At 71.8% G+C, this 25,939-nt stretch carries 30 protein-coding genes and 1 riboswitch; of the genes, 15 read left to right on the forward strand and 15 right to left on the reverse strand.

The genetic code is table 11. The features are described from left to right. Positions 1-118 precede the first annotated feature (118 nt). The 8 genes from JE024_RS24330 to JE024_RS24365 all read left to right on the forward strand — a co-directional run bounded on the left by JE024_RS24330 (position 119) and on the right by JE024_RS24365 (position 4,291). Positions 119-802 (forward strand): hypothetical protein, encoded by a 684-nt coding sequence (locus JE024_RS24330; RefSeq protein WP_205375621.1) that lies wholly within the window; start codon positions 119-121, stop codon positions 800-802. Further along, positions 799-1,050, forward strand: a complete 252-nt coding sequence (locus tag JE024_RS24335) for a hypothetical protein (protein ID WP_205375622.1) — start codon at positions 799-801, stop codon at positions 1,048-1,050. The genes JE024_RS24330 and JE024_RS24335 overlap by 4 nt, the downstream gene beginning before the upstream one ends. Before the next feature lie 488 nt (positions 1,051-1,538). Further along, positions 1,539-1,910: a phage terminase small subunit gene (locus tag JE024_RS24340; protein ID WP_244883053.1), complete on the forward strand. Its 372-nt coding sequence runs from the start codon at positions 1,539-1,541 to the stop codon at positions 1,908-1,910. 53 nt (positions 1,911-1,963) lie between these two features. Further along, complete coding sequence (locus tag JE024_RS24345) at positions 1,964-2,140, forward strand: hypothetical protein (protein ID WP_205375623.1); 177 nt, start codon at positions 1,964-1,966, stop codon at positions 2,138-2,140. Between the two features lie 167 nt (positions 2,141-2,307). Further along, the gene (locus tag JE024_RS24350; RefSeq protein ID WP_205375624.1) at positions 2,308-2,511 is read left to right on the forward strand and encodes a hypothetical protein; all 204 of its coding nucleotides are present in this window, start codon (positions 2,308-2,310) and stop codon (positions 2,509-2,511) included. Positions 2,512-2,513: 2 nt separating this feature from the next. Beyond that, entirely contained in the window at positions 2,514-3,050 is a 537-nt protein-coding gene (locus tag JE024_RS24355) for a DUF6879 family protein (protein WP_205375625.1), read from the forward strand. Further along, entirely contained in the window at positions 3,047-3,889 is an 843-nt protein-coding gene (locus tag JE024_RS24360) for a helix-turn-helix domain-containing protein (RefSeq protein ID WP_205375626.1), read from the forward strand. Before JE024_RS24355 ends, JE024_RS24360 begins: the two co-directional genes overlap by 4 nt. 87 nt (positions 3,890-3,976) lie before the next feature. Continuing rightward, positions 3,977-4,291, forward strand: a complete 315-nt coding sequence (locus tag JE024_RS24365; protein WP_205375627.1) for a hypothetical protein — start codon at positions 3,977-3,979, stop codon at positions 4,289-4,291. Between the two features lie 386 nt (positions 4,292-4,677). Here JE024_RS24365 and JE024_RS24370 read toward each other — a convergent pair whose 3' ends face one another. From JE024_RS24370 to JE024_RS24400, 7 genes are all read right to left on the reverse strand, one after another. Beyond that, positions 4,678-6,798: an ATP-binding protein gene (locus tag JE024_RS24370; RefSeq protein ID WP_205375628.1), complete on the reverse strand. Its 2,121-nt coding sequence runs from the start codon at positions 6,796-6,798 to the stop codon at positions 4,678-4,680. Positions 6,799-6,883: 85 nt separating this feature from the next. Next, entirely contained in the window at positions 6,884-7,210 is a 327-nt protein-coding gene (locus tag JE024_RS24375; RefSeq protein WP_205375629.1) for a hypothetical protein, read from the reverse strand. 79 nt (positions 7,211-7,289) lie between these two features. Beyond that, on the reverse strand, positions 7,290-7,604 hold the full coding sequence (locus JE024_RS24380) for a hypothetical protein (RefSeq protein ID WP_205375630.1): 315 nt from the start codon (positions 7,602-7,604) through the stop codon (positions 7,290-7,292). After that, positions 7,601-8,365, reverse strand: a complete 765-nt coding sequence (locus JE024_RS41230) for a hypothetical protein (RefSeq protein WP_244883054.1) — start codon at positions 8,363-8,365, stop codon at positions 7,601-7,603. Before JE024_RS41230 ends, JE024_RS24380 begins: the two co-directional genes overlap by 4 nt. Next, positions 8,362-8,589, reverse strand: coding sequence for a hypothetical protein (locus tag JE024_RS24390; protein WP_205375631.1), 228 nt, complete (start codon positions 8,587-8,589; stop codon positions 8,362-8,364). Before JE024_RS24390 ends, JE024_RS41230 begins: the two co-directional genes overlap by 4 nt. Continuing rightward, positions 8,586-9,083, reverse strand: coding sequence for a hypothetical protein (locus JE024_RS24395; protein WP_205375632.1), 498 nt, complete (start codon positions 9,081-9,083; stop codon positions 8,586-8,588). The genes JE024_RS24390 and JE024_RS24395 overlap by 4 nt, the downstream gene beginning before the upstream one ends. A gap of 685 nt (positions 9,084-9,768) precedes the next feature. After that, positions 9,769-10,068, reverse strand: a complete 300-nt coding sequence (locus tag JE024_RS24400; protein ID WP_205375633.1) for a hypothetical protein — start codon at positions 10,066-10,068, stop codon at positions 9,769-9,771. A 768-nt stretch (positions 10,069-10,836) separates the two neighbouring features. On the opposite strand from JE024_RS24400, the gene JE024_RS24405 reads away from it, so the two are divergent. Further along, positions 10,837-11,715 (forward strand): DUF4062 domain-containing protein, encoded by an 879-nt coding sequence (locus JE024_RS24405; protein WP_205375634.1) that lies wholly within the window; start codon positions 10,837-10,839, stop codon positions 11,713-11,715. A gap of 82 nt (positions 11,716-11,797) precedes the next feature. On the opposite strand, the gene JE024_RS24410 is transcribed toward JE024_RS24405, so the two are convergent. Next, positions 11,798-13,366, reverse strand: a complete 1,569-nt coding sequence (locus JE024_RS24410; RefSeq protein ID WP_205375635.1) for a tetratricopeptide repeat protein — start codon at positions 13,364-13,366, stop codon at positions 11,798-11,800. Further along, a complete protein-coding gene (locus tag JE024_RS24415) occupies positions 13,363-14,049 on the reverse strand; it encodes a hypothetical protein (RefSeq protein ID WP_205375636.1) in 687 nt (228 codons plus the stop codon). The genes JE024_RS24410 and JE024_RS24415 overlap by 4 nt, the downstream gene beginning before the upstream one ends. A gap of 381 nt (positions 14,050-14,430) precedes the next feature. Between JE024_RS24415 and JE024_RS24420 the strand changes: the two genes are divergently transcribed. Next, the gene (locus JE024_RS24420; RefSeq protein ID WP_205375637.1) at positions 14,431-14,925 is read left to right on the forward strand and encodes a hypothetical protein; all 495 of its coding nucleotides are present in this window, start codon (positions 14,431-14,433) and stop codon (positions 14,923-14,925) included. Positions 14,926-15,141: 216 nt separating this feature from the next. Here the strand turns inward: JE024_RS24420 and JE024_RS24425 are convergent, their stop codons facing one another. Further along, on the reverse strand, positions 15,142-15,561 hold the full coding sequence (locus JE024_RS24425) for a hypothetical protein (protein WP_205375638.1): 420 nt from the start codon (positions 15,559-15,561) through the stop codon (positions 15,142-15,144). A 457-nt stretch (positions 15,562-16,018) separates the two neighbouring features. After that, complete coding sequence (locus JE024_RS42130) at positions 16,019-16,429, reverse strand: hypothetical protein (RefSeq protein ID WP_307840713.1); 411 nt, start codon at positions 16,427-16,429, stop codon at positions 16,019-16,021. Here JE024_RS42130 and JE024_RS42135 point away from each other — a divergent pair. Continuing rightward, positions 16,419-16,610: an excalibur calcium-binding domain-containing protein gene (locus JE024_RS42135; RefSeq protein WP_307840714.1), complete on the forward strand. Its 192-nt coding sequence runs from the start codon at positions 16,419-16,421 to the stop codon at positions 16,608-16,610. The genes JE024_RS42130 and JE024_RS42135 overlap by 11 nt on opposite strands. A gap of 150 nt (positions 16,611-16,760) precedes the next feature. Here the strand turns inward: JE024_RS42135 and JE024_RS24435 are convergent, their stop codons facing one another. Beyond that, the gene (locus JE024_RS24435) at positions 16,761-17,492 is read right to left on the reverse strand and encodes an SDR family oxidoreductase (RefSeq protein ID WP_205375639.1); all 732 of its coding nucleotides are present in this window, start codon (positions 17,490-17,492) and stop codon (positions 16,761-16,763) included. 175 nt (positions 17,493-17,667) lie between these two features. On the opposite strand from JE024_RS24435, the gene JE024_RS24440 reads away from it, so the two are divergent. The 3 genes from JE024_RS24440 (at position 17,668) to JE024_RS24450 (ending at position 19,414) form a co-directional block, all read left to right on the forward strand. Continuing rightward, positions 17,668-18,147, forward strand: a complete 480-nt coding sequence (locus JE024_RS24440; RefSeq protein WP_205376704.1) for an RrF2 family transcriptional regulator — start codon at positions 17,668-17,670, stop codon at positions 18,145-18,147. Positions 18,148-18,207: 60 nt separating this feature from the next. Then, a complete protein-coding gene (locus JE024_RS24445) occupies positions 18,208-18,759 on the forward strand; it encodes a precorrin-3B C(17)-methyltransferase (protein WP_205375640.1) in 552 nt (183 codons plus the stop codon). A gap of 289 nt (positions 18,760-19,048) precedes the next feature. Beyond that, entirely contained in the window at positions 19,049-19,414 is a 366-nt protein-coding gene (locus JE024_RS24450) for a PH domain-containing protein (RefSeq protein WP_147992152.1), read from the forward strand. Positions 19,415-19,483: 69 nt separating this feature from the next. Here the strand turns inward: JE024_RS24450 and JE024_RS24455 are convergent, their stop codons facing one another. Next, complete coding sequence (locus JE024_RS24455) at positions 19,484-20,302, reverse strand: SAM-dependent methyltransferase (RefSeq protein WP_205375641.1); 819 nt, start codon at positions 20,300-20,302, stop codon at positions 19,484-19,486. A gap of 161 nt (positions 20,303-20,463) precedes the next feature. Here JE024_RS24455 and JE024_RS24460 point away from each other — a divergent pair, with 161 nt between their 5' ends. Then, positions 20,464-21,366, forward strand: a complete 903-nt coding sequence (locus JE024_RS24460) for a sulfite exporter TauE/SafE family protein (RefSeq protein ID WP_205375642.1) — start codon at positions 20,464-20,466, stop codon at positions 21,364-21,366. A 44-nt stretch (positions 21,367-21,410) separates the two neighbouring features. Here JE024_RS24460 and JE024_RS24465 read toward each other — a convergent pair whose 3' ends face one another. Together JE024_RS24465 and cobN are read right to left on the reverse strand one after the other, a co-directional pair. Next, on the reverse strand, positions 21,411-21,800 hold the full coding sequence (locus JE024_RS24465) for a hypothetical protein (protein WP_244883055.1): 390 nt from the start codon (positions 21,798-21,800) through the stop codon (positions 21,411-21,413). Between the two features lie 310 nt (positions 21,801-22,110). Beyond that, positions 22,111-25,740, reverse strand: coding sequence for a cobaltochelatase subunit CobN (cobN, locus tag JE024_RS24470; protein ID WP_205375643.1), 3,630 nt, complete (start codon positions 25,738-25,740; stop codon positions 22,111-22,113). Between the two features lie 55 nt (positions 25,741-25,795). Further along, positions 25,796-25,884: riboswitch (cobalamin riboswitch) on the reverse strand. Positions 25,885-25,939: the final 55 nt, after the last annotated feature.

Here is a 25,939-nt window from a genome sequence, read left to right on the forward strand (position 1 = left end):
GCAGCCCCGAGTACGTGCGCCGCCTCGCCCGTTCCGGCCGCGTCCTCGCACGACGCGCCGGAACGGCCTGGCTCATCAACCCACAGTCACTCGACACGTACAGAAAAGGCAGGGCCACATGACCGACCCCACCGCCGCCACCCGAGCCCAAGCCGACGCCACCGTCACCACCGCCGTACAGGAAGCCGACGAAGCTGCTGGCCTCGCCGCAGCCCTCGAAGAGCGCGTCCGCAACGGTGACGACAGCATCACCCCCGAACAGATCGCATCCGCCCGCGAGCTCGGCCACTTCGCCCAGCTCCGAGCCGACGCCACCCGACGCAAAGCCGAAGACGCCAAGCGCACCGCCCGCCTCGCCGCGCTCGCCGAACTCCGCGCGGACATCGACGCGTACACCGAGACCACCGACACCGACCAGCTCGTTGACAACATCTTCGGCGCGCTCCTCGCCTACACCCGCCACTTCGACGCCCACAACGCCCGCGTCGCCCAGTGGCGCGCCCGCATGACCGAACTCGACGTGCCCAAGGTCCAGAGCCTCGACCAGCTCCACGCCGACCATGGACACCTCGGACTCAACGGCCGCGACCTCTACGCCAACAACACCGTGTACACCCCCGTGGACTACAAGCAGCAGATGGCCTACGACCTCGAACAGCTTGAGACTGCCATCCGCCACACCATGGCCTTCCCCGCTGGCCCCCGCCAGAAGACAGCCCGTGCCACCGCGCAGGCGTGTATCGACAAGGTCAAGGCAGCAGCCCGCAGAGGCGCACGCGTCCGGAAGGGACAGAGCGCATGACCTACCCCCCCACCTGGTCCTACCCCCCAGACCAGCTCACCCGCGCCGACCTCAAAACTCTCAAGCCCAAGGAGTACGAGCAGGCGCGCGAGGCAGGACGCCTCGACCAACTCACTGGCGCACCGCCTCGACCGCCGGCCGAAGGTCAACTCACCCGCGCCGACATCGCCCACATGACACCGCACCAGATCGACGCCGCCCGCCAAGCAGGCCAGTTCGACCAGATCATGAACGGCGACGCAGCCTGATGACCCGACGAGCAATGCAGGTGTGCCCGACAATCGGGTGCCCCACCCTCACCCCCGGTGGCAAGTGCCCCGCCTGTGCAACGCAGGCGAGGGCGGACCGACCCAAGCACAAGGACGCAGGACGCGGACGCGCATGGCGCAACGCCAGCATCGAGTACCTGCGCGATCACCCGTACTGCGAATGCGAGGAGTGCGCGCCGCTCCTTCCCCTGCAGCGCGACCGAGCAACCGAGGTCGACCACATCGACGGCCTCGGACCACTCGGACCACGCGGCTACGACCCGACGAACCTGCAGGCGATGAGCAAGCGGCATCACGCACGGAAGACAGCGCGCGAGACGTTCGGAACCGGGTGACACACCGTGACCCCCCACACGGGAGGGGCCTCGACCCCCTCGGGGGATTTCGACGCGGGGGAGAGCGCTGGGGAGTCGGCGTACCGATCAACCTCAACGGAAGGCGGTGGGGCTGTGCCTACACCACGGAATGTGACGAAGCCCAACAGTCGTGCTCACCGGCGGCCGCCGTCGGCGACGGCCCGGGCGGCGCTTGTCGACCTGCCCGGTTCGGGGTGCGCGCTGCCAGTCCCGGAGATCCCGGAGCGGCCGGGCGAGGTGGAGTGGACGCGGGCGGATGTGGCCCGGTGGGAGGAGCTGTGGCGGTCGCCGCAGGCGGTGATGTGGGACGACACGGTGCGGGGCACGGTGGCGCTGCTGCTGGTGTACGAGTCGGCGATCCTTGCCGGGTCGGCGTCGGCGTGGATGGCGCAGGAGGCCCGGTATGCGGGTGAGGCGCTGGGGTTGACGCCGAAGGCGCTGGCGGCGCTGGGCTGGCGGATCGTGGACGAGGCGCAGGAGTGAGCGCGCGGCGTGCGGCGAGGGCTGCTGCGGCTGCTCCGGTTCGGCCGGCAGCGGTGTCGTTCGACTGGCGTGATCCGCGGTACGGCATTGCGAAGTGGCCGCCGGGGCTGGGCAATCCGGTGTCGGTGGCGGTGGTCATGGTGGCGCGTCGTCGGGCGCGCGCGGCACGTAAGGCGTGGGAGCAGGCGACGGCGGAGGGTGAGGACGACGACGAGCCGATGGCCGCGTAGCTGTAGCCGTAGGTGTCCCTGCCCGGTTCCTCACTGCGAGGGGCCGGGCACTGTTGCGCGCAACGGGCCATCTGCCGGGGCGTCGCTGCAATCTCGCGCAACTGCCGCCCGCGGCCCCGCAGGGCCCTGCATGCTGGTCGTCCCACTACCGGGAAGGGAGCGCCAGCATGACGCTCAGGTTCATCGGCACCACGTCCGAGCACGGCAACTGCCCGACGCTGTACGAAGTCGAGGAGACCGGCGACATCGTCGTCCAGGGCGACCGCCTCACCGATCCCGAGGACCTTGCCCAGCTGCGTGACGTTGGCGAGCACGAGACGTTCGTCGTCATTCCCCGCGCGCTGCTCACCCGATTCGCCCCCAAGGAGTGACCGTGCCCCCGCTGATCCCCTTCGAGGAGATCACCCACCACTTCGCCGAGTTCCAGCACACCGCGTTCCGGCTGGAGACCCGCCGCGGCTACGCCACCGACCGGGCCGGCGCCCGCTTTCAGGCGTTCGTGCGCGGCACGGCCCCGGCCCCGGAGCCGGGGCACGCGTGGAACGTGAACGTACGGGCCAAGGCCGAGCAGGGCGCACGGTTCTCCCGCGTCCGCATCGTTGACGACCCGCCCACGGACGGGCAGCGGTTCCTCATGGCCACGGCCGCGGGGAACGTGGAGGCGGGCGAGGACATCCGTGTCCTGCCCCGGGCCGACGCTGTACGGCTCGGCCTGCCCGACTTCGATCTGTGGCTGTTCGACTCCCGCACCCTGGTCCGCATGCACATCGACGACACCGACACCACGATCGGTGTGGAGCTCATCGAGGACCCGGGCGAGGTGCTGGCCGCGTGCCGAGCCCGTGACGCCGCTCTGGCCGCTGCTCGGCCTTCTGTCGAGGTCTGGACGCGGGTACGTTCGTCCGTGTGAGTACGGACTTCCAGAGCGGCCGTGAGGCCCTCGGCGCGCGGTTGACCGAGCTGCGCGCCGAGACCGGTCTCACCGGCAAGGAGTTTGCCGAGCGGCTCGGCTGGCAGCGCTCGAAGGTGTCCCGGCTTCAGAACGGCCGGCAGACCGCGACCCCTGATGACCTCGAAGCGTGGGCCGAAGCCTCGGAGCGCCCTGACGCGTCCGCCGAGCTGCTCTCTCGGCTGCGCGGCCTGGAGTCCCAGCAGCGGCACTGGCGCCGCCAGCTGGCCGCGGGTCACGCCCCGGTGCAGGACCGGTACGTCGTTGAGTACCGGCGTACCGCGACGATGCGCGGCTACGAACCCACCGTTATCCCGGGCCTGTTCCAGACCCCGGACTACGCCCGTCACCTTCTGTTGCAGAACGCCGAACTGATGCGCTCCCCGCGGGATACGGACGCGGCCGTGCAGGCCCGCATGCGCCGGCAGGCGGTGCTGTACGAGGCGGGCAAGCTGTTCCGCGTCCTCATCTGGGAAGGCGCCCTTCACGCGTTCGTCGGCACCCGCGACGCGATGGCCGGCCAGCTGGACCGCCTCGTCGGTCTCATCGGCATGTCCACGGTGGAGCTCGGCATCGTTCCTCTCGGTGCCCCGATGGGCATCACTCCGAAGCACGGGTTCTGGATCTTCGACGAAGAACGGGTCATCGTCGAGACGATCAACACCGAGTTGCAGTACGACGCCGCAGACGACCTCGCCTTGTACGGCCGCGTGTGGGACCAGCTGCACGCGGCCGCCGCGTTCGGACCGCAGGCGCATCGCCTCATTGCCCGCGCGCGAGGAGCGGTTGCAGCGGCCTGAGCAACCGCCTCCAACTCGCCTGCGGGCCCGCGCAATCCCGCGCAATCGCCGCGCGGACCGGCAACCTCGGTCCCTAGCTTGCTGAGCATGGCCACCTTGGAGAGCACCCCGCCGCCCACAGTCTTCGCATGGTGCCACTGGCACAAGGGCCCGTCCGGCACCGCGGTACTGATCCGCATCATCGAGCAGGGCTCAGGGCCCGGGGCGGCCCTGTACGCGTGCGCTCCGTGTCGTGAGCAGCGCGGCCTGGTCCCCGTCGACGAGCAGCCCGATGCGGTCGCGTACCGGGCGTACGTGGTCCACACGCAGGTGTGCACGGACTGCACCGACACCGGACGGTGCGACGGCGGGGCGCAGCTGTGGAAGGCGTACCGGGCGGCGCTGGCCGTGCCCGTGTTCTGAGCCTGGCCGCGGCAAGGGGTACTCGTCTGGTGAGTACTTCGGAGAGTGACGGCAGGGTTTCGGTCGTAGCGAAACCCTCATCAGTAATGAGGGTGGACCATCTTCGCGGCGGCGCGAACAAGGTCGTTGGGCAGAGCTCCGCAACCGTTGCCGTCTGAGCAACAGTTGCCGAGGACCGTGGGCGGGTGACCCATGGTTGCCCGTACGGCAACGCAGACCCCGGGGGGACGGGTGAGGGGCCGCAGACACGTCGTCTGCGGCCCCTTTCCGGTGTCTGTGGCGGGCGCCTCCCTACCTCCCTAAGATCACGTTTGTGCAGGTCAGCCCTGGTGGGAGGCGGTAGGGACGCGGCCGGGGAGAACTCCCTCCCGAACCGCGCCCTCCCTCTACGCCTCCCCGTCGTTGGCGCGGCGTACGAGAGCGGCGATGACCCGCTCCGCGGAGACCTGCATCTTGCCGTCCGTCTTGTACGGCTCGGCCTCCCACGGGGCCAGGAACTCCCGCAGATCGGAGAACGTCCATGCCCCGTACGCGGCCCGGTTCCGTTCGGCGAGCAGCTGCAGCACCTCCTGCGTCCGCATCCGCGGTTCGTTGCCGAGCACGGCGACGATGTCGGCGAGCGGGTCGACGTCCGGCTGTTCGGCCGCGCGGGTGGCGACGCCCGCCCGGCGCTCCTTGGCCCGGTCCGCGATCTCCTGCGCCGCGTCTCCGTCGATGTAGTGCGTGCGCACCGTGATGGACGACTGGCCGGCCGCGAGCTTGAGCCCGTCACCCGCGATGACCAAGGTGCCCTTGTCCAGACCCTGACGCAGCTTGTGCGGCGCCGCCCCACCGTCCACCGCGGCTTCACCGACCGCCATGCGGGCCTGCGCCTCGGTGCCGAGCACCAGGGACGCACGGATGTGGTTGCCCTCCCGGGACCGCTTCGGAAGATTCTCGTTCGTCGGGTCCTGCGTGCCCTCCCACGTCGTGACGTCCACGGCCCGGCCCTGGTCGTGGATGGCCTTGATGGCTCGGAAGTAGCGGGACGTGTTCTTCGACCCGCCGTACGGGATCTTGTCGCCGTCGACGGCCGCGGACCCGTACGCCACCTGCGCCTCATCGACGATGACGACCAGCGGATCCCACGTGCCTCCCGGGTTGGTCAGGCGCCGGTTCATCTCCCGCACCGCGGCCTCCACCATCTCCGTGGCCGCGATGACGTGCTCATCCGTCGGCCCCTCGATCAGCACGTCCGCGATGCCGGCGAACATCCCCCAGTCACCAATGCCCTTGAGATCCGCGATGACGAACCGAACACGGGCGTCGAACGCGAGCCACAAGGCCAGGGCCCGGAGTGAGGCGGTCTTCCCCTGGTTCGACAGCCCGGTGATGAGCATCATCCGCTGGTACAGGCTGACCATGGCTGCGTCCCCGCGCAGGTCCTGCCCCCACGGGGCGCGGCCGGTCTTGTAGTTCGCGGTCGTCTCCGCGTCGGTGACGAGCGGGGACGGGCCGATCGGCTCGTCCAGGGCGCCGGACTCCGCGATCCACAGGCGGACCGTGCGGGGCGACGGCGGGATCGTGATGAACACCTCGTGTTCGTGCCGGTTCAGGTTCTCGGCCAGCTTCCTGCGCCGGTTCTGGATCTCCTCGGTGGACACCCCGGACGGCAGGTGAACGTCGACTTCGACACCGCACCCGGCAATGACGATGGGGGAGAGCATCTGCGCGCCGACGTCGCCCATGTCCTTGATGGCCTTCTTCAGCGGGGCGACACCGAGGTCACGCATCGCGGTGACGACGATCGAGGGGGTGATCGCGGTCCCGTCGCTGCTGCGCTGGTGCGCGGGCAGCGCCCAGTCGGGGGCGGTCCGGGAGTGCCGGCCGACGGACCACAGCGCACCGAGGATCGCCCACGGCAGGAGCATCGAGGCGACACCCCACACGACGGTGCCGATGATGACGGCCCACCGGATGGCGGTGATGAGCGCCATCGTCGGGGCGAGGACGTCGGCGACGTCCCCATTGGCGACGGCCAGCGCGGCCCCGGTCCCGAGGAGCACACCGGCACCGACCGCGACCCCGGACACGGCACTGCGGGCGATGTGCTGCGGGGACGTCAGGAGTTCCATGCGGCGGCGGTGGCGCTGCGCCCGGAACTGCTGCCCGCGCTCCTCCCACTCCTTGGCCTCGTCAAGGTTCCCGGCGGCTTCGGCGGCGCGGATCATCCGCTCGTACCGGGCGGCGCTGCGTCCGTCCCACGCCCGCCGGGTCACGATGCGCGTCCCACCGGCGAGATACCCGCCGTGCCGGACGGCCAGGCGCCCGACGGCGGCGGTGCGGTCGTGTCGGGCCAGTTCCACGGCGCGGCGCACGGTACGGACGTGGAGACGCGGCCGGGGTACCGCGGGCCGCTCCTCGACGGGGGCCTGCCCGGGCGCCTCGGTGTCGAGTGCCTCGGGCGGGATGGGGGTCAGCTTGGTGAGGGTGTGCCCGTTGACGGGGCGACGGATGGTTTCCGACATGATGGGATCTCCTGCTGCTCGATGGGCGGTACGGGACACGAGGCGGCCGGCTGTCTTGGCGGATTGCGGCCGCCTCGTGGTGTAGCTACTGGCGTTCGGCCTTGTTCACGGCCCGCTCCGACCGCTTGAGCGCCTGCTCGGCGTCACGGACCCGTTGCCTGGCCGTGGCCCGGTCCTCCCGGGCCGCCGTGCGGAACTGCGCCTTGGCGGTGGCGACTGCCGCACGGTCCGACTCCCGGACCGCGTACAGGGCGTTGAGCTCGCGTCGGCCGCGCTCTTCGGCTGCGGCGTCGATGCGGTCGATGCGGCGCTCCTTCGCGGCCTCGGGGTTCAGGCCGGCCAGCGCCATACGGGATCCCTCGCGGACCAGCTTGCGGCGGGTGCGCTTCTCGGCCGGGGTGTAGACGAACATCACGATCTCCTCGGGTGGCTGGGTCGGGACTGTCCCGGCTCCCCTTGGCGCCCGGTGGGGCGGGCGCCGCGGGCAGCCGTCAGTCCTTCCGCCGGACGTCCTGCCACACGCTGCGGAGGACCAGCAGGCACACCGTCAGGGCCACAGCGGAGATCGCGACGGCGACCGCGGACACGGCCACCGCGAGCAGCAGGGCCGATCCGCCGGCCCCGATGGCGAGCCACTTCGCAGCACCACCGGACGACCGGACCACGGGGGCCGGGGCGGGGTGTACCGAATCGGTACCCCCTCGGGCGAGCTGCTGCGCCTGGAGCACGGCGAGGATCAACGCGACCTGCTCCGTGTTCGCCTGCGCGTCGACTGCGTCGCGGGCAGCCTTCTCAAGGTCGCTCATGCGGTCGCCTCCTTCGCGACCAGAACCAGCGGCACCGGGCCCGCCTCGGCCGCGGCCTTCTCCTCGGTCAGCTGGGTGAACACCTTCGCGACATACGACGCGCTACGGGTGGACACCCGGGCCGTCTCCCGTACACCGGCCCCGTTCACCCACCCCGCCTCGATGACCTCCCGGGCCTGCTCGGCAGACAGCCGGGTGTCCACCTTCGGCGGGTCCGGGGGCGGGGGCACGGCCAGGGTGAACACCCGGGGCACACCGCAGATGACCAGCGGTTCCGCCACCGGGGTCGCCTCGATCGCAGGGGGCTCCACAGTGTGGAGAGCGTTCACGGGTACGGGGGTGGACACCGGGTGTACGGCGGGGTGTTCACCCGGGCCCGGGGCGGTGCGCTCCAGGGTGTTCACCACGGGCTCGGCAGTCGTTGCCGTCTGAGCAACAACTGGTGCCTCGGCGAGGCGGTGGACACGCCACAGGACGAGCGGAGCGATCGCGGACACCCCGACGACGAGCGGCCACGACACGGTGAGCAGCCCGGCTTCGACCATGTGCGCCGCGGCGTTCACGAGGATCATCGCGCCGACGACCGCGGGCACGTCCCGGTGCGCGCGCAGGGCCCGGACCGCGTAGATGTCGAGCGCGGCCGGCACACCCCCGGCGGTCCACTGGCCGAACCCTGCGGCGCGGGCGAGCGCGTACTCAGCGGACGCGGTGACGACCAGGGCCGCGGCCAGGGCAGCCCACGCGAGCGGATCGCGCTTCATCGGCCGGCCTCCTTGTCGAGAGCGGCGACGAGTTCGCGGAGGCGCATCTCCAGACCGGTAGCGGCGCGGACCATCGCGTCGTGGTCGTGGATGTTCGCGGACGCCTTGTCGGCGAGGACCTTCCGGGCAAGGCGCAGCGCCATGTCGACCGGGGCAACGAACGGGTCGCCGTCCGTTGCCGGGTCGTACAGGGGAGTGTGCAGGGCGCTCGTGTCGACGCTCACAGGCCGACCGCCTTGTCCATCAGTGCGAGCAGCTGCTCACCGGTGATGCGGGCGTCGTCGTACATGACGGTGCAGCGCTCGCCGTGCTGCTCGATCCGCACCGGGAGTTCGTCGGCCGGCAGGGTCGTCACGACGGTGTGGCCGATGTTGGTGCACGCAACGGCGCGGGCGGCCGGGTACAGGTGGCGCGCCTCGGTGAAAAGCTCCCGGGCGCTCTCGTAGCTGATCTGCGCCGGGTCGAACGTGACGCGCAGCGCGCCGCCCTTGCGGCCGTACAGGAGCGGGAGCCCGTCGGCGAGGTGGTGCTCAACGAACACGGTCGCGGACTGGGCGGGCTGCTCGACCACGGTGCACGGGGTGGTGCAGGCGAACAGCTGGGCACCGGACGGGGAACGGTCACCCGTCGGCCGCTGCTCGGTGTCGTCGGCGCCGCAGTTGATGCAGGCGAGCCCGTCAAACTGGGCGGCGGTGAGAGTGGGTACGGTAAAGCTCATGGTCTGGACTCCCTGTGGTGAAGGGGTCCGGCCGTAGGTCCCGGTAGAGGTGTCCAACCACCTCCCGGGGCCGTCCCGTTCTCGTACGTATGCCGTACACATGAGGACGGGAAGGGCCGGGATGACGCGGGATAACGCATGATGCGTTTTCGCTGGTCAACCGGCCTGTGACGACGTTCCCGCAGGTAGCGGGCCTAGCAGGAACGCACTTACAAAGCAGATGTCGGCGGTTCGAAACCGTCCGCGCCCACCAGTGCGAAGGCCCCCAGCCGGTTCAGGCTGGGGGCCTTTGACATCTCACGAGGCCACCGGACCGCTACGGGCCGTGATGTGTGCGCATCCTTCGAGCGCGAACTGCTGCCGAAGAACGTCGGAGGCGCCCGCGCTCAAGCTGAAACGCCCGGTCGAGCACGGCATCGTCACCCGGGTGGACACCGGCACCTTCGCCGGGAAGCAGCAACCGATCAAGGCCCGGGACCAGCGGTCCGAGCTCTGCCCTCACCTCGCAGCGGACACAGCTCACGGACCGTCCTCCCGGAGGCGAGGAGCAGGGGGCGGGGTCGAACAGCATGGGGCGAGGGGCGCGCCCGCGCGGGAGCCGGCCCCGGCGGCCTCGTACTCTCCCTCGCCGCAGCGGCTCGGTCGGTCGTCCTGGCCGGAAGATCAGGAGCTCAGGAATTCAGGCTCACTTCGTGCACCGTACCGTGGCGTCCGACCAGTACATGAACTGACTGATCTGTCGTGTGTACGGGATGCCGGACGGGAAGCACGTGTAACGCGGGTAGCCGGCGAACGACGCCCGGGTGTAGGCGTCGTTGTGAGCGGAGTTCTCGGCCGTCCACGCGCTCGACCCGGTGCCGAAGCCGCTGAAGTACTCGGTCGTCACAGGTGCCGGGACTGCGGAAGCCGTGCCCACGCCGCCCAGGCCCGTCATGCCGAGCGCCGCTGTGAAGGCGAAAGTCAGGCCTACGAAGGATCTCTTCATTCTCGTTTCGTCTCCCTGTGTTGGAGCGTGTCTCGCTCTGGGCCAGAAGCTAACAGCGAGCCGGAGGCCGCGAGGGAGAGTCCCACAGGAACGCTGAAGAAACATACGGACGCTTAACTCCGCTGCTGTAAAGGCAAGTTGGCTCAATCGAGTGGGTGGAGAGAAGGGGCTGGACGAAGGCTCCGGGTCTCCGCCGGGGCTGCTGATGGCACGTTCGCGGCGCACCGGGGACGGCCGCGCCAGGGCCGGGGTGTTCTGCGAACGCCCGGCAATACGTGGCGCCGGTTCACGCGGCAGGGCGGGCTCCGATTGCCACGGGCAGGGCGCCGCACTGCTCCTGGTCCAGGCGGTGGAGGGCTTCGGCATGGCGTTCGGCGAAGCCGGTTCGGTCACCGTGAGCACTTCGACCGCGGTATCCCTGTGCGAGGCACTCGTGCGGTACGCGATTCGATGCGACTCGTGGGGGAATGCACCCGGAGGCGGAGCGGGCCGGGGGCGGCGACGGTGCGGCGAGGCAGGGGGCAGAGCTGGGAGCGCCGGCGGCAGCGGTGCGCTTTGCGCCGGGCCCGGGAACCGTGGGAGCGGGCGGTGAGGCGCCCGCGGTCGGGCAGCGGCGGATGTGTGGCGAGCCGAGTCGCCCGAGGCGCGCCCCGGCGGGGCGGTCCGTGGTGGCCGGGGTGATGTCGCGCCCGCCGGGTCACGGCGGATGGTCCACGCCGCGATCGTCCGTTCATGGCAGGAGAGCAACTCCCGATCCAGGAGGTCCACATGCCCCTTCAGACGACCACGCTGACCGTCCTGATCGCGTCACCCGGGGACACGGCCTTGGAGCGGGACGCCGTGGAGGACGTGATCCGCAGCTGGAACAGTGACCACACGCTCGAACAGAAGGTGCATCTCCTCGCCCTGAGATGGGAGTTGGACTCCTTTCCGGTGATCGGGCGAGGGACCGCGCAGGAGATGGTCAACAGTCAGTTCGCGGACAAGGCGGACATCGTCGTGGGGCTGTTCTACAGTCGCCTCGGGCATCCCACGGCCAGTGCGCCGTCCGGCACGGCGGAGGAGATCTCCCGTGCCGTCGATCGCGGTGCGGCGGTCCACGTGTTCTTCTCCGGTGCCAATATTCCGCAGGACCATGACGCCCAGCAGTTCGCCGCGCTGCGAGAGTTCAGGGAGCAGCTGCGCGGGTCCGGACTGCTGGGGGCGTACAGCTCGCCGGACGACCTCAAGGCGAAGGTGCGGACATGTCTGGAGCATGACGTCCATCTCCTCACGGACGCGGTCGAGACGGCCAGTGCCCAGTCTCCGGCGAGTGCCGCCGTCATGCGCTGCAGGTATCTCAGTGAGGACCAGCAGTACACGGACAGTCTCGGGCGCCTGAAGACGCGTCAGGTTCGTCAGCGTCTCCGGGTGGAGAATCTGGGTACGGGCGCCGCCGAGCACATCGAGGTGGTGGTCGAACCACTCGGGGAAGGGGCATCACCGGTGGTGGGCGACGACTTGACCGCTGAGCGTCTGCCCTCCCACACCTACTTCGACATTCCGGTGGCTCCGACCTTCGGTTCGAGTCCGCAGGCGCGTGTGGTGATCACCTGGGAGGAGTCCGGGGAGCAGTTCTCCGAGAGGCAGACGGTTCGCTGGACGTGAGGAACCGCCCGCGCGAGGCGGGGCAGGGGAAGGCACCTCTGCTCCGCCTCGGTGCGGTCGGCGCGAAGCGCTCGGAGTCGTGTCAGCCCTCGTGTCGCTGCCCGGAGTCGGCAGACCGCGCTTCGGACGCGATGAAACGGGAGAAGGCCATGGCGAAGGCCGCCTCCTCGTGGCTGCCGGTTCGGTGCAGGACGACCGACAAGGAGTGCCAGAGCAGTGGGTTGTGCGGATTGAGGAAGATGCCCGTCAACAGCTCCTCCCGTGCCGCCTCCGGCTTGTTCTGGTGATCGAGCGCGATCGCCAGTTCGGCGTACAGGTTCTCCATGTAGGGATGTCGTCGGAGAGTCGAGCGGGCATGCTGTTCGACTTCCGCGTACCGGTGTTCCTCGTGGAGTCGGTGGATGGTCTCGAAGTCGGCCAGCAGGTCCTCGGCGATGTCCCGCTCTCCGCCCCTGCCGGGGCTTTCCCCGGAGGGTTGTCCGGTCTGCGAGGTCCGTACGACGGCGGACGGTGCGGTGCCCGGGGCGACCGCGGTCAGCCACGGATGGATCACTCGCCAGCTCAAGTGCTGCCATTGCGGCGGGAATTGCCCTGCTGGCTCGGAGAAGTAGTGCGCACGCAGTTGCGCGGGGACGAGGAGGCGCTCCTGGTACAGGCGGTCCTGCCAGGCCGTTCCGGCGCGTTGGCGTATCGCCTGCCCCATCAGGTGGGCGCTGGAGATGCGGGCCTTGGCTGACAGGGTGTCGAAACCGGCTCGGCTGGTCATCAACAGGGCGTGTGCGTCGCAGACGATCTCCTCCCACTGCGCCAGCCGGGCCTGGTAGGGCAACGGAATGTTCTCGACGAGTTCGTGGAAGAGGCGGATGACTGCTGTCAGGAGACCGTCGATGTGGATCTGGCCGAGAACCCATTGGTCGAGGTCCTGGGCGCCGCGGACCTCCTCCACCCTGCGACTCGCTCGCTGGAAGAGAAGGGTGAGTACCGCCTTGCCTTCCTTGCCGAGAGGGCTCTCGTCGACCCACTCGAAGTCCGGCACGTCGGTCATCCAGTCGATCTCGTCGGGTGTGGCATGTCTCATGCACCGTTCGACCAGGGCTTCGCGTGAACCGGCCTGGGAATGCGCCCTCAGCAGTAGGCACGTCGTCTCGGTGACTTCGTCGGCGCCGGCGAATCCTGCCTGGTGGAGATCGAACAGATAGGTCACGGTGTCCCTGAGGTCACCCGTGCCGGCCAGTCGCCGGACGGCGCAGGTGAGGAGCCGGCTGAAAAGGCTGCCGGTTGCTCGCTGTTGGACGTTGAGCATCAGGGACGTGGCGACATCGGCGGGCAGGACCTCCGGTTCCGCGGGCGTGTATCCCTCGATAGGGGCTCCGCCGGGCCATTCGGCCCGGTTGTAGCAGAAGGGAATACGTGAATGCGTCGCGAACCGCAGGTCGCAGAACATCGTGAGGGTTTCGAGGAAGCTCTTGATGAAGCCTCCGCGAGTCGATATGTAGGCCCCGCACATCTCGTCCGTGATGGTCGAACTCGACGTCAGTACACCGAATGCCTGCACCTCTCGGAAGAAGTGGTCCGCGAGCCGGACCAGAGCGGATTCTCCCTTCGGTGCGCAGACGAAGAGGTTCTGCTCGTCCGTTGCCGATCCGTTCATCCGAGGCCCCCGATTGCCGTCACCATGTCCGAACCGCACTGCGCGGCGTTCTGATGGCTCATGCTCAGCCACGTGCGAAGTGGAGCTCTGCCCGAGGTCTCGTAGGGCATCCGTGCCTCTCGCAGCATGGTGTCGAACGATCTGCTGAACGTGTCTCGGTTTTGATCGGGCCCCAGTGCGTTTTCCGCCATGGTGAACAGCGACCGTAAGCGACCGCGTACTTCTGACGCGTCGACGAGTCCTTCGAGACTGGAATACTGTGCGCGGCCCTCGCCGGTGAACCGGTCGACGAAGATGATTCCGGGGAGGGGCGGTGGTGCCTGTGGATGGAAGAGGAGCCGAGCCGTCTCGTATGCGGGATGTGTGCGTGAGTCGATTTCCACGCCGCCCACCGAGATCGTCGGCCCAGGTGTCTTCAAGGTGGCGTCGTCGGTGTACAGGACCAGGATGTGCATCCCGCTGTCGGAGCCGAGGGTGCCTTCCCGTACGTAGTCCGCGACAGGCTCGTCCACTCCGGGGTGGAAGGCGAGGAAGGCGAAGATTCCGGGGTGCGCTCTTTCGAGTGCCGCGAGGCTTTCTTCCCGGAACAAGACCTCGAACGACCGCACGTTGCCGGATGCGAAGCCGGTACCGGGTTCGGCTGTCGCCTGCTCGATCAGAGCGGCGAGAGAGACGGTCTCCATGTGTGCCCTCTCTTTCCGGGGGTGTCGGCCGACCGGCGCGGGCGCAAGGCTTCCGTCCGGCCGCGGGAGGCGGCGTCGAGCCTCGCGCAGGTCGCCTCATCTGCCCACCCGTCCACCCTTGACCCCCTATGAGGTGAAAGTTGCTTTCCATGTCTGTCCGTTCCCGCGCCTGGTGCAACCTTCCGCGTGCCACGACGCGGAGACGGGTGCCACCGCTCCGGGGCTTCGTTGCCGGGAGGCGGCAGGCGGGACGGTGTGAGGGGTGCCTGTATCGGTACGTGATGACGACGGGGTGCGGCGCCTACGTTGTTCAGCGGCAGGTGCGCGGTGGTCCTGGCGATTCGCGTGCGCGGGAGAGGGGTGGCTGAGGGGATGAACCGCATGGCGAGTACCGCTCCCTGGCAGGAGGAGGCTCCGAAGGTTCTGGCGCCTCGTGTGGCCCTCGTGGTGTCGCTGGTGATCGCGGTGTCGATGGGGTTGCTGTCGGGGCTGGTGATGGTGCCGGCGGCGGAGCAGCTGCGCTCGCTGCGGGGCGGGGAGCGGGCGCAGGGGGTGCTGCACAAGGGCGGTTCCTGCATGGTGGGCCACTGTCAGGTCGCGTTCGAGGCCGGGGGGCGCACCGTGGTGGCGGATCTGCCCGCGGGCAGCGGTGGGGGCAAGCACTCCGTGGGTACCCCGGTGACGGTCCGGTACCTGGCGGACGATCCTCGGACGGTCGCCCGGGACGCCGATGTCGGTGGCGGCGGGGCCCTCGTGCTGGCGTGGGTGTCGGGCGGAGTGGCCCTGCTGTTCCTGGTGTTGGCGGTGGTGACGGGGATCGTCATGGCGCGGCTGCGCCATGACGGTTCCTCGGGTGCGAGGAGTTCCGGGGCGTGACGTCGGGGGCCGGGCCCGGGTGCCCCGCATGCGAGCGGCCGATGCGGTGCGGCGCCTTCGTGCTGAGCGAGCGCGAGGACGACGGCAAGCGCGTCTGCCGGACCGTGTGGGGGTGCCCCGAGGGGCACGTCTGGTGGCTGTGGGCGGACCGCCCGGAGGGGCCGCCGGAGCCCTGCCCGGATCCCGGACTCATGGGCGAGTGAGCCCGGTCGGAGGTCACACCGGCCGGGCGGCGGGTGCCGGGCGCCTCAGGGAGGCGATCGCGAGGGTGGTGAGCGCGGTCGCGGCGGCACTGCCCAGGGCGACCATGATGACGCCGATCATGTAGAGGCCGCTGGCGTCGTCCGACCAGTCGAGGTACGCGGCGGCGGTCAGGCCGGCGGTGATGCCGAGCACCGCGCCCGTGACGTGGCGGCGGGCGGCCGCCCAGTACAGCGGCGCCAGCAGGGTCAGCACCAGGCCGATGACCTGCCATGCCCCGTACGGGCCGGTCGTCGAGCCGTCCGGGTGCACGTCACGGTGCTGGTCCCAGCCCAGCCACGCGGCCCACAGCGCGGCGGACGTCAGGGCGAGGATCAGGGTCGCCACGGCTTCGGGGAGTCGTTCGGGGGTTCGATGGGGGAGTCGGTTCGCCATGGCTCCAGCGTCGCGGCGCACCCCCGGCGGCGGACAGGGCGCGGGTACTCAACCGGGGGTGAGTAGGGCGGGCAGGGGTGCGGAGCCCGTCGGCCCTTCGGGGGAGAAGGCGGCGGGGCCCGTGGGCGGTGTGCCGGGCGGGGCATCCCTTCGGGACGCACGACGGATACAACCTGTGGGAGGCCCCGGACAACGTGTCCATGCCGGCGGTCGCGCCGGCGATCAGCGGCGGCGGGGCGCTGCGGTCGTTCGGGACGACCGTGCTGCTGAGCGCCGACGAGACGATCGAGGCCCTGCGGAAGGCCGAGGCCATCCGCTACCGGCCCCCCGGCGCGTCGACCACCGGCTGCCCGCGCCTGGCCGGTGAGCAACCGGCTGCCCGCCCCGGCGTGGGGCGGGCGCGGTGGGGCGGGCGGCTGGGCGGGAGAAGTTGTCTATTTAATGAAACTGGTCGGTATCAGGCGGCGTATCCGTTACGGTCGGCTTCCTTCGCACGATCCTTTGGGGGCCGTATGTCGTACAACCCGCCGTCCCAGCCGCCGCCTTGGGGTGCTCCGCCGCCCGCCGGGCCCGGGGGCGTGCCGACCGTGCCGCCGGCCCCGGAGCGGCCGAAATGGGCGCGGAAGCGGGTCGTGATCCCGGCCGCGTTCGCGGTGTTCTTCATCGGCATCGTCGCCGGGTCCGGGTCCGACGGAGGCGCGGCGACCGACAACGCGGCGAGCAGCGCCGCGGCGCCCGCGCCGACGGTGACCGCGACCGTCACGGCCACCGCGACCGCCGCCGCGCCGGAGCCGGCCGCGACGAAGACGGTGACCGCCGCGCCGGAGCCCGCGCCGACGGTGACGAAGACGCGGACCGTGCGCGTCACGGTCGCGCCCGACGGAGGCGGCGGGGGCGACGACGACGGCGGGGGTTCGGGCTCCGGCGGCGCCGTCTCGTACGGGAACTGCTCCGATGTGCGGGCCGCCGGGGCCGATCCGATCCGGGCGGGGGAGCCGGGCTACGGCAGGCACCTGGACCGCGACGGCGACGGGGTCGGCTGCGAGTAGCGCGCCTCCGGCGCGGCGGGTGCGTTCGGGCGAGCCGGCCGGGCAGCGCGTCCGGAGTGGTTCCCGGGCCGTCGCGGCGGGGGGTGGGCTCAGGCGAGCCGGCCGGCCAGCGCGTCCGGCGCCGTTCCCGGGCCGTCGCGGCGGGTGGGCTCAGGCGAGCCAGTCGATGTAGCGGGTGGCCGCGATGTGGGCGCCGTCGGGGGTGGTGAGGACGTCGCCGGCGACGGCGGCGAACATGCCCGCGGAGTCGTCGGTGACGACGGACCGCTGGTCGCCCTTGGCGGTGAGCGTGAGCCGGCCGAGGTCGTCGAGGGGGTAGACGTCCGGACCTCCGACGTTGAGGACGCCGTTCAGCGGGGCGCCCACGGCGACCTCGGTGACGGCGGCGGCGACGTCCGCGGCGGCGATCGGCTGGATCGGCGTACGCGGCAGCCGCACGGTGTCGCCGTCGGCGGTCCAGGACAGGACGGCGTCGACGAACTCCATGAACTGCGTGGCGCGGACGATCGAGTACGGGACCGGGCCCGCCTTGAGCAGGTCCTCCTGGAGCACCTTCGCCCGGTAGTAGTCGAGGTCGGGGACCTGGTCCACGCCGACGATGGACAGGACGACGGCATGCCCGACGCCCGCCCGCGCGCTCGCGTCCAGGAGGTTCTCCATCGAGGTGCGGAAGAACGCGGGGGACGCGTCGTCGAAGGTGGGGGAGTTGGTGAGGTTGACGACGACGTCGGCACCGGCGACGGCCTCCGCCACTCCCGCGCCGCTGATGAGGTCCACGCCGGTGGACGGGGAGTGGGGAACGGCGTCGTGGCCGGCGGCTGCGAGGTTCTTCACGACCTGCGACCCGATGAGCCCGGTGCCACCGAGGACGGCGAACTTCATGGCATGCCTCTTCTCTGGAGTGTGAGAGCTTCTCCGGTGCGGTAAGTCCGTTACGGGACCTTTTGGGGCCCTGTCTGCCACCGTACGCGCAAACCCGGACACCTTCTATCCGGGATATTACTCGGACACGTGATGTCCGAGTCAAGGGCGGCGCGGGTAGAGTGGGCGCGTGAAGATGTCCGGCGGGGTGGAGTGGGCCCTGCACTGCGCGGTGGTGCTGACCTCGGTGGAGGAGCCGGTACCGGCCGCGCGCCTCGCCCAGCTCCACGACGTCTCGCCCACCTACCTCGCGAAGCAGCTCCAGGCGCTGTCGCGCGCCGGGCTGATCCGGTCGGTGCAGGGCAAGGCGGGCGGCTACGTGCTGACCAGGCCGCCCGCCTCGATCACGGTCCACGACATCGTCGAGGCCATCGACGGCCCGGCCCCGGCCTTCGTCTGCACGGAGATCCGGCAGCGCGGCCCCATGGCCACCACGCCGGAGGCCTGCACCGCGCCGTGCGCCATCTCCCGGGCCATGGCCGCCGCCGAGGACGCCTGGCGCGCCTCGCTGCGGGCCGTGACCGTCGCCGACCTCGCCCGCGACGTCGAGTCCGACTACGGGTCGGGTGCGCTGGCCGGCATCGCCACCTGGCTGAACACCTCCCCGGAGGGGTAGGGCCCGGCCCGGCCCGGCTTGTGGCGGGGGCGTGTCGGTGGTGCGTGTCATGATCGGGTCATGCTGCTCTCGCGTGGTGCCGCCGCCGCACTCTCCGTCGTCCTGCTGAGCCTCGCGGCGGCGGGCTGCGCCGACCCCGCGTCGGACCCCCGTACGGCGGGGGCCGGACCGGCGGCGTCCCGGGACGGGGCGCAGGGGTACTGCCCGCTCCCCGAGGAGCAGCGGGCGACGCCCACCCCCTGCATCACCTTCGACTGGAACCAGCGGGTGAAGGAGAACCACGCCTACCGCGAGCCGATGGCGATCACCGAGGAGCAACGGGCCGCCGCGGCGCCCCGTGCGGAGGCGCTCGGCGCGGCCCTGAAGCGCCTCGCGGCCACCGGGACCACCGAGGACGGCCTGCGTGCGGCGGTCGGGGATGCGCTGGGGCTTCCCGCCGAGAGCATCGAGGTGCGGGGCGGCGGTTACGACCCGCTGCGCGAAGTCGTGGTCGGCGGGGGCGAGGGCAAGGTGTGCGTCAACGGGGGCGTCGACGCGGCGGGCGCGGCCTCGGCCGAGGTCGTCGGACGCACCAACGACGGTACGTGCCTGCCCGGGCTCGGCGGGCACTGAGGACGGGGCGGCCCGGGAGGCGTGCGCCCAGGGGGCCGGCCCGGTGCGGGGAGCCGCAGGCGCGGGGGGCCGGGCTGCGGTGCGGGTGCGGGTGCGGAGGGCCGGCCCGGGGAGCTGTGGGCGCGGGGGGTCAGGCTCCGTTGAGGTGCCGGTGGCACGGGCGGTGTGCGGGCGCGGCGGAGATCGCGTTCCGGTTCTGCTTCGTCGACCGAACGGTCACAGAACGGGAGTTGTCACCGCCCCCGGTTACAGTCGAGGTGACCGACGACATCGAACCGGTGGGGAATCCATGGCACTCTTCGGGAACGCGCACACCGTCAACCCGGGCCAGGCGCAGCAGGACTACGCGCGGCTGCTCGGCCACGGGGAGCAGGTGCAGGCCGCGTACCAGCTGATCCGGGACACCATCATCTTCACCGACCGGCGGCTGCTGCTGGTCGACAAGCAGGGGATCACCGGCCGCAAGACGGAGTACCACTCGATTCCCTACCGCAGCATCACCCACTTCGCGGTGGAGACGGCCGGGACGTTCGATCTCGACGCCGAGCTGAAGATCTGGATATCCGGCATGCCCGCGCCCGTCGAGAAGACCTTCACCAAGGGCGTCGACATCTACGAAGTGCAGGGCATCCTGACGCAGTTCGTGGCGCGCTGAGCCGCGCGGCGGTGCGTGCTCCCGGCGCCCCCCCGTGGCCGCCGCCCGGGTGGGCGGCGGCCCCCGGTGCTACGCCTTGCGGCCCACGGCGCCGTAGGCGTCGACCGCCGGGCCGTCGTACGGGGCGTCGGCCTCCGGACGCCATTCGGTGACCGGCACCACGCCCGGCTCGACGAGCTCCAGGCCGTCGAAGAAGCCGGCGATGTGGTCCACCGGGCGCACGTGGTAGGGGATCGCGCCGCTCTGGTTGTACGCGTCGGAGGCGGCGATCATGCCGTCGCTGGTGGCGGTGGAGTCGCTGATCACCAGGTAGCTGCCCGCCGGCAGGCCCGCCATCAGACGCGAGACCAGGCCCTTGGCCTCCTCGTGGTCGGCCACGTGGCCGAGGGTGTTGAGGATGATCAGGGCGATCGGCTGCGAGAAGTCCAGGGTGTCCGCCGCGGCCTTCAGGATGTCCTCGGGCGCGTAGAGGTTGGCGTCCAGGTACGCCGTCCTGCCCTCGGGCGTGCTCGTCAGCAGCGCACGCGCGTGGGCGAGCACCATCGGGTCGTTGTCGACGTACACGATGCGCGAGTCCGGGGCCGTGCGCTGCGCCACCTCGTGGGTGTTGTCGGCGGTGGGCAGCCCCGTGCCGATGTCCAGGAACTGGCGTACGCCCTGCTCGCCCGCCAGGTGGCGGACGACCCGGCCGAGGAACTGGCGGCTGGTGCGGGCGACGTCGACGAGACCGGGGAAGATGTCCTTGATCTGCTCACCGGTGTCGCGGTCGACCTGGTAGTTGTCCTTGCCGCCCACGAAGTAGTTCCAGAAGCGGGCCGAGTGCGGCTTGCTCGTGTCTATGCGGGCACGAATGTCGGCGGCGGCAAGCTGGGGGTCGGTGTCTGACACGCGTACGTCTCCTTCGAGGGCGGAGCGGGTTGCTCGGCACCAACCTAGACCAACTGTGCTGGTGGGCAACGGTCTTGGGGTGGTGTACGTCCGGGCGGCGGCACGGCGGCGGCGCGACGTCCGGCACGGCGTCCCGTACGCGGGCGGGCAGGGAGCGGGACATGACGTGGTCGGAAGGGCTGCTCGGCTTCGCCGCCGGGCTGCTGATCTCGGTCGTCACGGCGCCCGTCGGGGTGTCCGGCGCGGTGTTCCTGCTGCCGGTGCAGGTCAGTCTGCTGGGAGTCCCCAGCCCGGCGGTCACCCCGACGAACCTCCTCTACAACGTGGTCGCCGGCCCCGGGGCCCTGCTGCGGCACCGGGGGAGCGGACAGCTCCGCGGGCCGCTGGCCCGCCTGCTGATCGCCGGAGCCGTGCCCGGGGTCGTCGCGGGGGCGGCGGTACGGGTGTTCGCGGTGCCGGGGTCGCAGGTGTTCCGCCTGTTCGTCGCGGCCCTGCTGCTGCCGCTCGGCCTCTGGCTGTGCGCCCGCACCCTGCGCCCGGCGCGGCCCGCCGGGACCGGGGACGTCCGGGGCGCGGCCGGTGAGCCCCCGCCGGCGGAGCCTCGGCGCGGGGAGCCCCGCCCCGGGGAACCCATCGAGGCATCGTCCACGGGGTCTTCGCCCCTCTCGCCTCCGTCCGGGCAGCCGTCGCCACGGGCGACGACGCTGCTCGCCGCGGCCGTCGGCGTGGCGGGCGGGATCTACGGGATCGGCGGCGGATCGCTGCTCGGCCCGATCCTGGTGGGGCGCGGCATGCCGGTGGCCAGGGTCGCCCCGGCGGCCCTCGCCTGCACCTTCGTCACCTCCGTCGTCGGCGCCGCCACCTACGCCCTGCTCGCCCTCACCACCCCCGGCACCGTCGCGCCCGACTGGCTGCTCGGCATCGCCTGCGGCCTCGGCGGACTCGCCGGCGGCTACCTCGGCGCCCGTCTCCAGCCCCGGCTGCCCGAGACCGGACTGCGGCTCCTGCTCGGGGTGATGGCCACCGGCATCGGCCTGCTCTACGCCGTCCAGGGGCTCGGCTGAGGGGCCGCGTACGCCTCGGCGCACCGGGGCGGAGCGCGGGCCCCTCACTCCAGGGCGCCGTGCCGGTGCCGCACCGGTGGCACGTCGTCGGCATCGCCGGCGGAGGCCAGGGCGTCGAGGGCGGTACCGCGCACCGACCCCGAGGGCGGGCGCACGGCGGCGAGCACGGCCGCCATCCGGTTCCGCAGCCGAGCCCGGGCGCGGCGCTCCGCGATCGAGGCGGCCACCGTGATGCCGCGGTCGTCCCCCGACCGGAGGAAGGTGTACACGGCCACCTCCCGGCGCACCCGGCACGGCCGCGGGCGGCGGCCCTCCCGGGCGGCGTCGGAGAGCGCGCGGGAGCTGTAGCGCAGGTCGTACAGGACGACCCTGCGCCACGCGGGATCGCCGTCCGGTGCTCCGGAACGGCGGACATGATGGGCGGTACGTGCCACGAGGACTCCTCGGCCGTGACCGCCGGGGCTCTCCCGGCGGACCTACCGGAAGCCGAGCGGCCCGCGCCCGCGCCGAACGGCGCGGGCCGGGGGTGCGCCGAGGGCGCGGTACAGGTGCATCGGGGCAGCCTAGACAGCAACGGGCGTGCTCCGACAGGGGGTTTCCGACGCGCCGGCGCGAGGATTCCCGGCCCGGCAGCCCCGCTCCGGGACACCCCGCCCCGGGACACCCCGCCCCGGCAGCCACCGCCCGGGCCCCCGGCCCGGGCGGCGGGGAGCGGGGCCCCGGGACGTCGGCGTGGGGCGGGGGCTAGTCGTCGGACTCCAGGTCGCCCTCCGTCTCCAGGTAGACCTGGCGGAGGGCGGCGAGGACGGCCTGGTCGGGCTTCTCCCACATGCCGCGGGACTCGGCCTCCAGGAGGCGTTCCGCGATGCCGTGGAGGGCCCAGGGGTTGGCCTCCTGGAGGAAGGCGCGGTTGACGGGGTCGAGGACGTAGGTCTCGGTCAGCTTGTCGTACATCCAGTCGGCGATCACGCCGGTGGTGGCGTCGTAGCCGAAGAGGTAGTCGACGGTGGCCGCGAGTTCGAAGGCGCCCTTGTAGCCGTGGCGGCGCATCGCCTCGATCCAGCGGGGGTTGACCACGCGGGCGCGGAAGACGCGGGAGGTCTCCTCGACCAGGGTGCGGGTGCGGACGGTCTCCGGGCGGGTGGAGTCGCCGATGTACGCCTCCGGGGCGGTGCCCCGCAGCGCGCGGACCGTGGCCACCATGCCGCCGTGGTACTGGAAGTAGTCGTCCGAGTCGGCGATGTCGTGCTCGCGGGTGTCCGTGTTCTTCGCCGCCACCGCGATCCGCTTGTACGCCGTCTCCATCTCGTCGCGCGCCGCCCGGCCGTCGAGGCCGCGGCCGTAGGCGTAGCCGCCCCACACCGTGTAGACCTCCGCCAGGTCGGCGTCGGTGCGCCAGTCGCGGGAGTCGATGAGCTGGAGCAGGCCGGCCCCGTAGGTGCCGGGACGGGAGCCGAAGATGCGGGTGGTGGCGCGGCGTTCGTCGCCGTGGGCGGCGAGGTCGGCCTGGGCGTGGGCGCGGACGAGGTTCTGCCCGGCCGGCTCGTCGAGGGAGGCCACCAGGCGGACCGCGTCGTCCAGCAGGCCGATGGTGTGCGGGAAGGCGTCCCGGAAGAAGCCCGAGATACGCAGCGTCACATCGATGCGGGGGCGGCCCAGTTCGGCGAGCGGGACCGGCTCCACGCCGGTCACCCGGCGCGAGGCGTCGTCCCACACCGGGCGGACGCCCAGCAGCGCCAGCGCCTCGGCGACGTCGTCGCCCGCCGTGCGCATCGCGCTGGTGCCCCACAGCGACAGGCCGACGGAGGTGGGCCACTCGCCGTTGTCGGCGCGGTAGCGCTCCAGCAGCGAGTCCGCGAGGGCCTGGCCCGTCTCCCAGGCGAGCCGGGAGGGCACGGCCTTCGGGTCGACGGAGTAGAAGTTCCGGCCCGTCGGCAGGACGTTGACCAGTCCGCGCAGCGGGGAGCCGGACGGTCCGGCCGGGACGAAGCCGCCGTCGAGGGCGTGCACGGCGTGGTCGATCTCGTCGGTCGTCCGGGCGAGCCGCGGCACCACCTCCAGCGCGGCGAAGCGCAGCACCGCGGCCACGTCGTCGCCGTGCGAGTCGGGCACGGCGGCCGGGTCCCAGCCCGCCGCCTCCATCGCCTCGACCAGCTCGCGGGCCTGCTGCTCGACGGTGTCGGCCGCGGTGCGGGTCGCCTTCGACTCGTCCAGGCCGAGCGCCTCGCGCAGCCCGGGCAGCGCCTGCGCGCCGCCCCAGATCTGGCGGGCGCGCAGGATGGAGAGCACCAGGTTGACCCGCTCCGGGCCGGTGGGCGCGCCGCCGAGGACATGGAGGCCGTCGCGGATCTGCGCGTCCTTCACCTCGCACAGCCAGCCGTCGACGTGCAGCAGGAAGTCGTCGAAGCCGTCGTCGTCCGGACGGTCCGCCATGCCGAGGTCGTGGTCGAGCTTCGCCGCCTGGATCAGCGTCCAGATCTGGGCCCGGATCGCCGGCAGCTTCGCCGGGTCCATGGACGAGATCTGCGCGTACTCGTCGAGGAGCTGCTCCAGGCGCGCGATGTCGCCGTACGACTCGGCGCGGGCCATCGGCGGGACCAGGTGGTCGACGAGCGTGGCGTGCACCCGGCGCTTGGCCTGGGTGCCCTCGCCCGGGTCGTTGACCAGGAACGGGTAGACGAGCGGCAGGTCGCCGAGCGCCGCGTCGGGCGCGCAGGCCGCCGACAGGCCCGCGTTCTTGCCCGGCAGCCACTCCAGGTTGCCGTGCTTGCCCAGGTGGATCATCGCGTCGGCGCCGAAGCCGCCGTCGTCGGCGGAGGCCGCGATCCAGCGGTAGGCCGCCAGGTAGTGGTGCGACGGCGGCAGGTCGGGGTCGTGGTAGATGGCGATCGGGTTCTCGCCGAAGCCGCGCGGCGGCTGGATGAGGACCAGCAGGTTGCCGCGGCGCAGGGCGGCGAGGACGATGTCGCCCTCCGGGTTGCGCGAGCGGTCCAGGAACATCTCGCCGGGCGCCGGGCCCCAGTGCTCCTCCACCGCCTCGCGCAGCTCCGCGGGGAGCTCGCCGTACCAGCGGCGGTAGTCGGCGGCCGGGATGCGCACCGGGTTGCGGGCCAACTGCTCCTCGGTCAGCCACTCCTGGTCGTGGCCGCCGGCCTCGATCAGGGCGCGGATCAGCTCGTCGCCGTCGCCGGACACCAGACCGGGGATCTCCTCCCCGGGACCGAAGTCGTAGCCCTCGGCGCGCAGCCGCCGCAGCAGGGCGACGGCCGACGCGGGGGTGTCCAGGCCGACGGCGTTGCCGATGCGGGAGTGCTTGGTGGGGTACGCGGACAGCACCAGCGCGATCCGCTTGTGAGCGTTCGGGACGTGGCGCAGCCGGGCGTGGCGCAGCGCGATGCCCGCGACCCGGGCGGCCCGCTCCTCGTCGGCGACGTACGACGGCAGGCCGTCCGCGTCGATCTCCTTGAACGAGAACGGGACGGTGATCAGCCGGCCGTCGAACTCCGGCACCGCCACCTGGCTCGCGGCGTCCAGCGGGGAGAGGCCCTCGTCGTTCTCCTCCCACGAGGCGCGCGAACCGGTGAGGCACAGTGCCTGGAGGATCGGGACGTCGAGCGCGGCGAGCGCGCCCGCGTCCCAGGACTCGTCGTCGCCGCCGGCGGACGCCTCGGCCGGGCGGGTGCCGCCCGCCGCCAGCACCGTGGTCACCAGCGCGTCGGCGGCGCCGAGTTCGGCCAGCAGCTCCGGCTCGGGCGCGCGCAGCGACGCCACGTACAGCGGCAGCGCCCGGCCGCCCGCGGCCTCGATCGCGGAGCACAGGGTGTCCACGAAGCCGGTGTTGCCGCTCATGTGGTGGGCCCGGTAGTAGAGCACCGCGATCAGCGGGCCGCCGGCCGCGGAGCCGGCCGTGCGCTCCAGCCGGCCCCAGGCGGGGGCGGCGGCCGGCGGCTCGAAGCCGTGACCGGTGAGCAGCACCGTGTCGGAGAGGAAGCGGGCGAGCTGCTCCAGATTGCCGGGACCGCCGTGCGCGAGGTACGCGTGGGCCTCGGCGGCGATGCCGATGGGCACCGTCGACGCCTCCATCAGCTGGGCGTCCGGGGCCTGTTCGCCGCTCAGGACCACGACCGGGCGGTCCTGCGCCAGCAGCGTGTCGATGCCCTCCTGCCAGGCGCGCACCCCGCCGAGCAGACGCACCACGACCAGGTCGGTGCCCTCCAGCAGACCGGGCAGGTCGTCGAGCGGCAGCCGGGCGGGGTTGGCGAAGCGGTAGCCGACCGGGCCGCCGGCGGCGCGTGCGCTGAGCAGGTCGGTGTCGGACGTCGACAGGAGCAGGACGCGGGCCTCGGGGGTGTGCGCCCCGGATGAGAGCTGCATGCGGCGGCTGGCCTTCCTCGGGGTTTCCGCGCCCCGGGCGGTGAAGAGCGGCGGGAGTTCCTGGCTCACCCGGCGGCGCGCGCGTGCTGCGCTGCTGCCGGGCTCACAGTGGCGGGACCGCGCCGGAATCGCACCGGGCTTCCTCCCCTGACGCCGTCTTCGGCGGTGACGGACCGTATGGCCCGCCGATGAGCATAGT

The organism is Streptomyces zhihengii (assembly GCF_016919245.1).
Classification (GTDB): domain Bacteria; phylum Actinomycetota; class Actinomycetes; order Streptomycetales; family Streptomycetaceae; genus Streptomyces; species Streptomyces zhihengii.

What these genes read in the sequence shown, in the direction of transcription:
- JE024_RS41230 (WP_244883054.1), bottom strand. Translation starts at nt 8,365, where the DNA reads ATGAAGCGCGATCCGCTCGCGTGGGCTGCCCTGGCCGCGGCCCTGGTC.
- cobN (WP_205375643.1), bottom strand. Translation starts at nt 25,740, where the DNA reads ATGCAGCTCTCATCCGGGGCGCACACCCCCGAGGCCCGCGTCCTGCTC.
- JE024_RS24415 (WP_205375636.1), bottom strand. Translation starts at nt 14,049, where the DNA reads ATGGAGACCGTCTCTCTCGCCGCTCTGATCGAGCAGGCGACAGCCGAA.
- JE024_RS24405 (WP_205375634.1), top strand. Translation starts at nt 10,837, where the DNA reads ATGCCCCTTCAGACGACCACGCTGACCGTCCTGATCGCGTCACCCGGG.
- JE024_RS24330 (WP_205375621.1), top strand. Translation starts at nt 119, where the DNA reads ATGACCGACCCCACCGCCGCCACCCGAGCCCAAGCCGACGCCACCGTC.
- JE024_RS24375 (WP_205375629.1), bottom strand. Translation starts at nt 7,210, where the DNA reads ATGTTCGTCTACACCCCGGCCGAGAAGCGCACCCGCCGCAAGCTGGTC.
- JE024_RS24395 (WP_205375632.1), bottom strand. Translation starts at nt 9,083, where the DNA reads ATGAGCTTTACCGTACCCACTCTCACCGCCGCCCAGTTTGACGGGCTC.
- JE024_RS24450 (WP_147992152.1), top strand. Translation starts at nt 19,049, where the DNA reads ATGGCACTCTTCGGGAACGCGCACACCGTCAACCCGGGCCAGGCGCAG.
- JE024_RS24460 (WP_205375642.1), top strand. Translation starts at nt 20,464, where the DNA reads ATGACGTGGTCGGAAGGGCTGCTCGGCTTCGCCGCCGGGCTGCTGATC.
- JE024_RS24445 (WP_205375640.1), top strand. Translation starts at nt 18,208, where the DNA reads ATGCTGCTCTCGCGTGGTGCCGCCGCCGCACTCTCCGTCGTCCTGCTG.
- JE024_RS24335 (WP_205375622.1), top strand. Translation starts at nt 799, where the DNA reads ATGACCTACCCCCCCACCTGGTCCTACCCCCCAGACCAGCTCACCCGC.
- JE024_RS24350 (WP_205375624.1), top strand. Translation starts at nt 2,308, where the DNA reads ATGACGCTCAGGTTCATCGGCACCACGTCCGAGCACGGCAACTGCCCG.
- JE024_RS24435 (WP_205375639.1), bottom strand. Translation starts at nt 17,492, where the DNA reads ATGAAGTTCGCCGTCCTCGGTGGCACCGGGCTCATCGGGTCGCAGGTC.
- JE024_RS24365 (WP_205375627.1), top strand. Translation starts at nt 3,977, where the DNA reads ATGGCCACCTTGGAGAGCACCCCGCCGCCCACAGTCTTCGCATGGTGC.
- JE024_RS24440 (WP_205376704.1), top strand. Translation starts at nt 17,668, where the DNA reads ATGTCCGGCGGGGTGGAGTGGGCCCTGCACTGCGCGGTGGTGCTGACC.
- JE024_RS24425 (WP_205375638.1), bottom strand. Translation starts at nt 15,561, where the DNA reads ATGGCGAACCGACTCCCCCATCGAACCCCCGAACGACTCCCCGAAGCC.
- JE024_RS24420 (WP_205375637.1), top strand. Translation starts at nt 14,431, where the DNA reads ATGGCGAGTACCGCTCCCTGGCAGGAGGAGGCTCCGAAGGTTCTGGCG.
- JE024_RS24380 (WP_205375630.1), bottom strand. Translation starts at nt 7,604, where the DNA reads ATGAGCGACCTTGAGAAGGCTGCCCGCGACGCAGTCGACGCGCAGGCG.
- JE024_RS24370 (WP_205375628.1), bottom strand. Translation starts at nt 6,798, where the DNA reads ATGTCGGAAACCATCCGTCGCCCCGTCAACGGGCACACCCTCACCAAG.
- JE024_RS24410 (WP_205375635.1), bottom strand. Translation starts at nt 13,366, where the DNA reads ATGAACGGATCGGCAACGGACGAGCAGAACCTCTTCGTCTGCGCACCG.
- JE024_RS24400 (WP_205375633.1), bottom strand. Translation starts at nt 10,068, where the DNA reads ATGAAGAGATCCTTCGTAGGCCTGACTTTCGCCTTCACAGCGGCGCTC.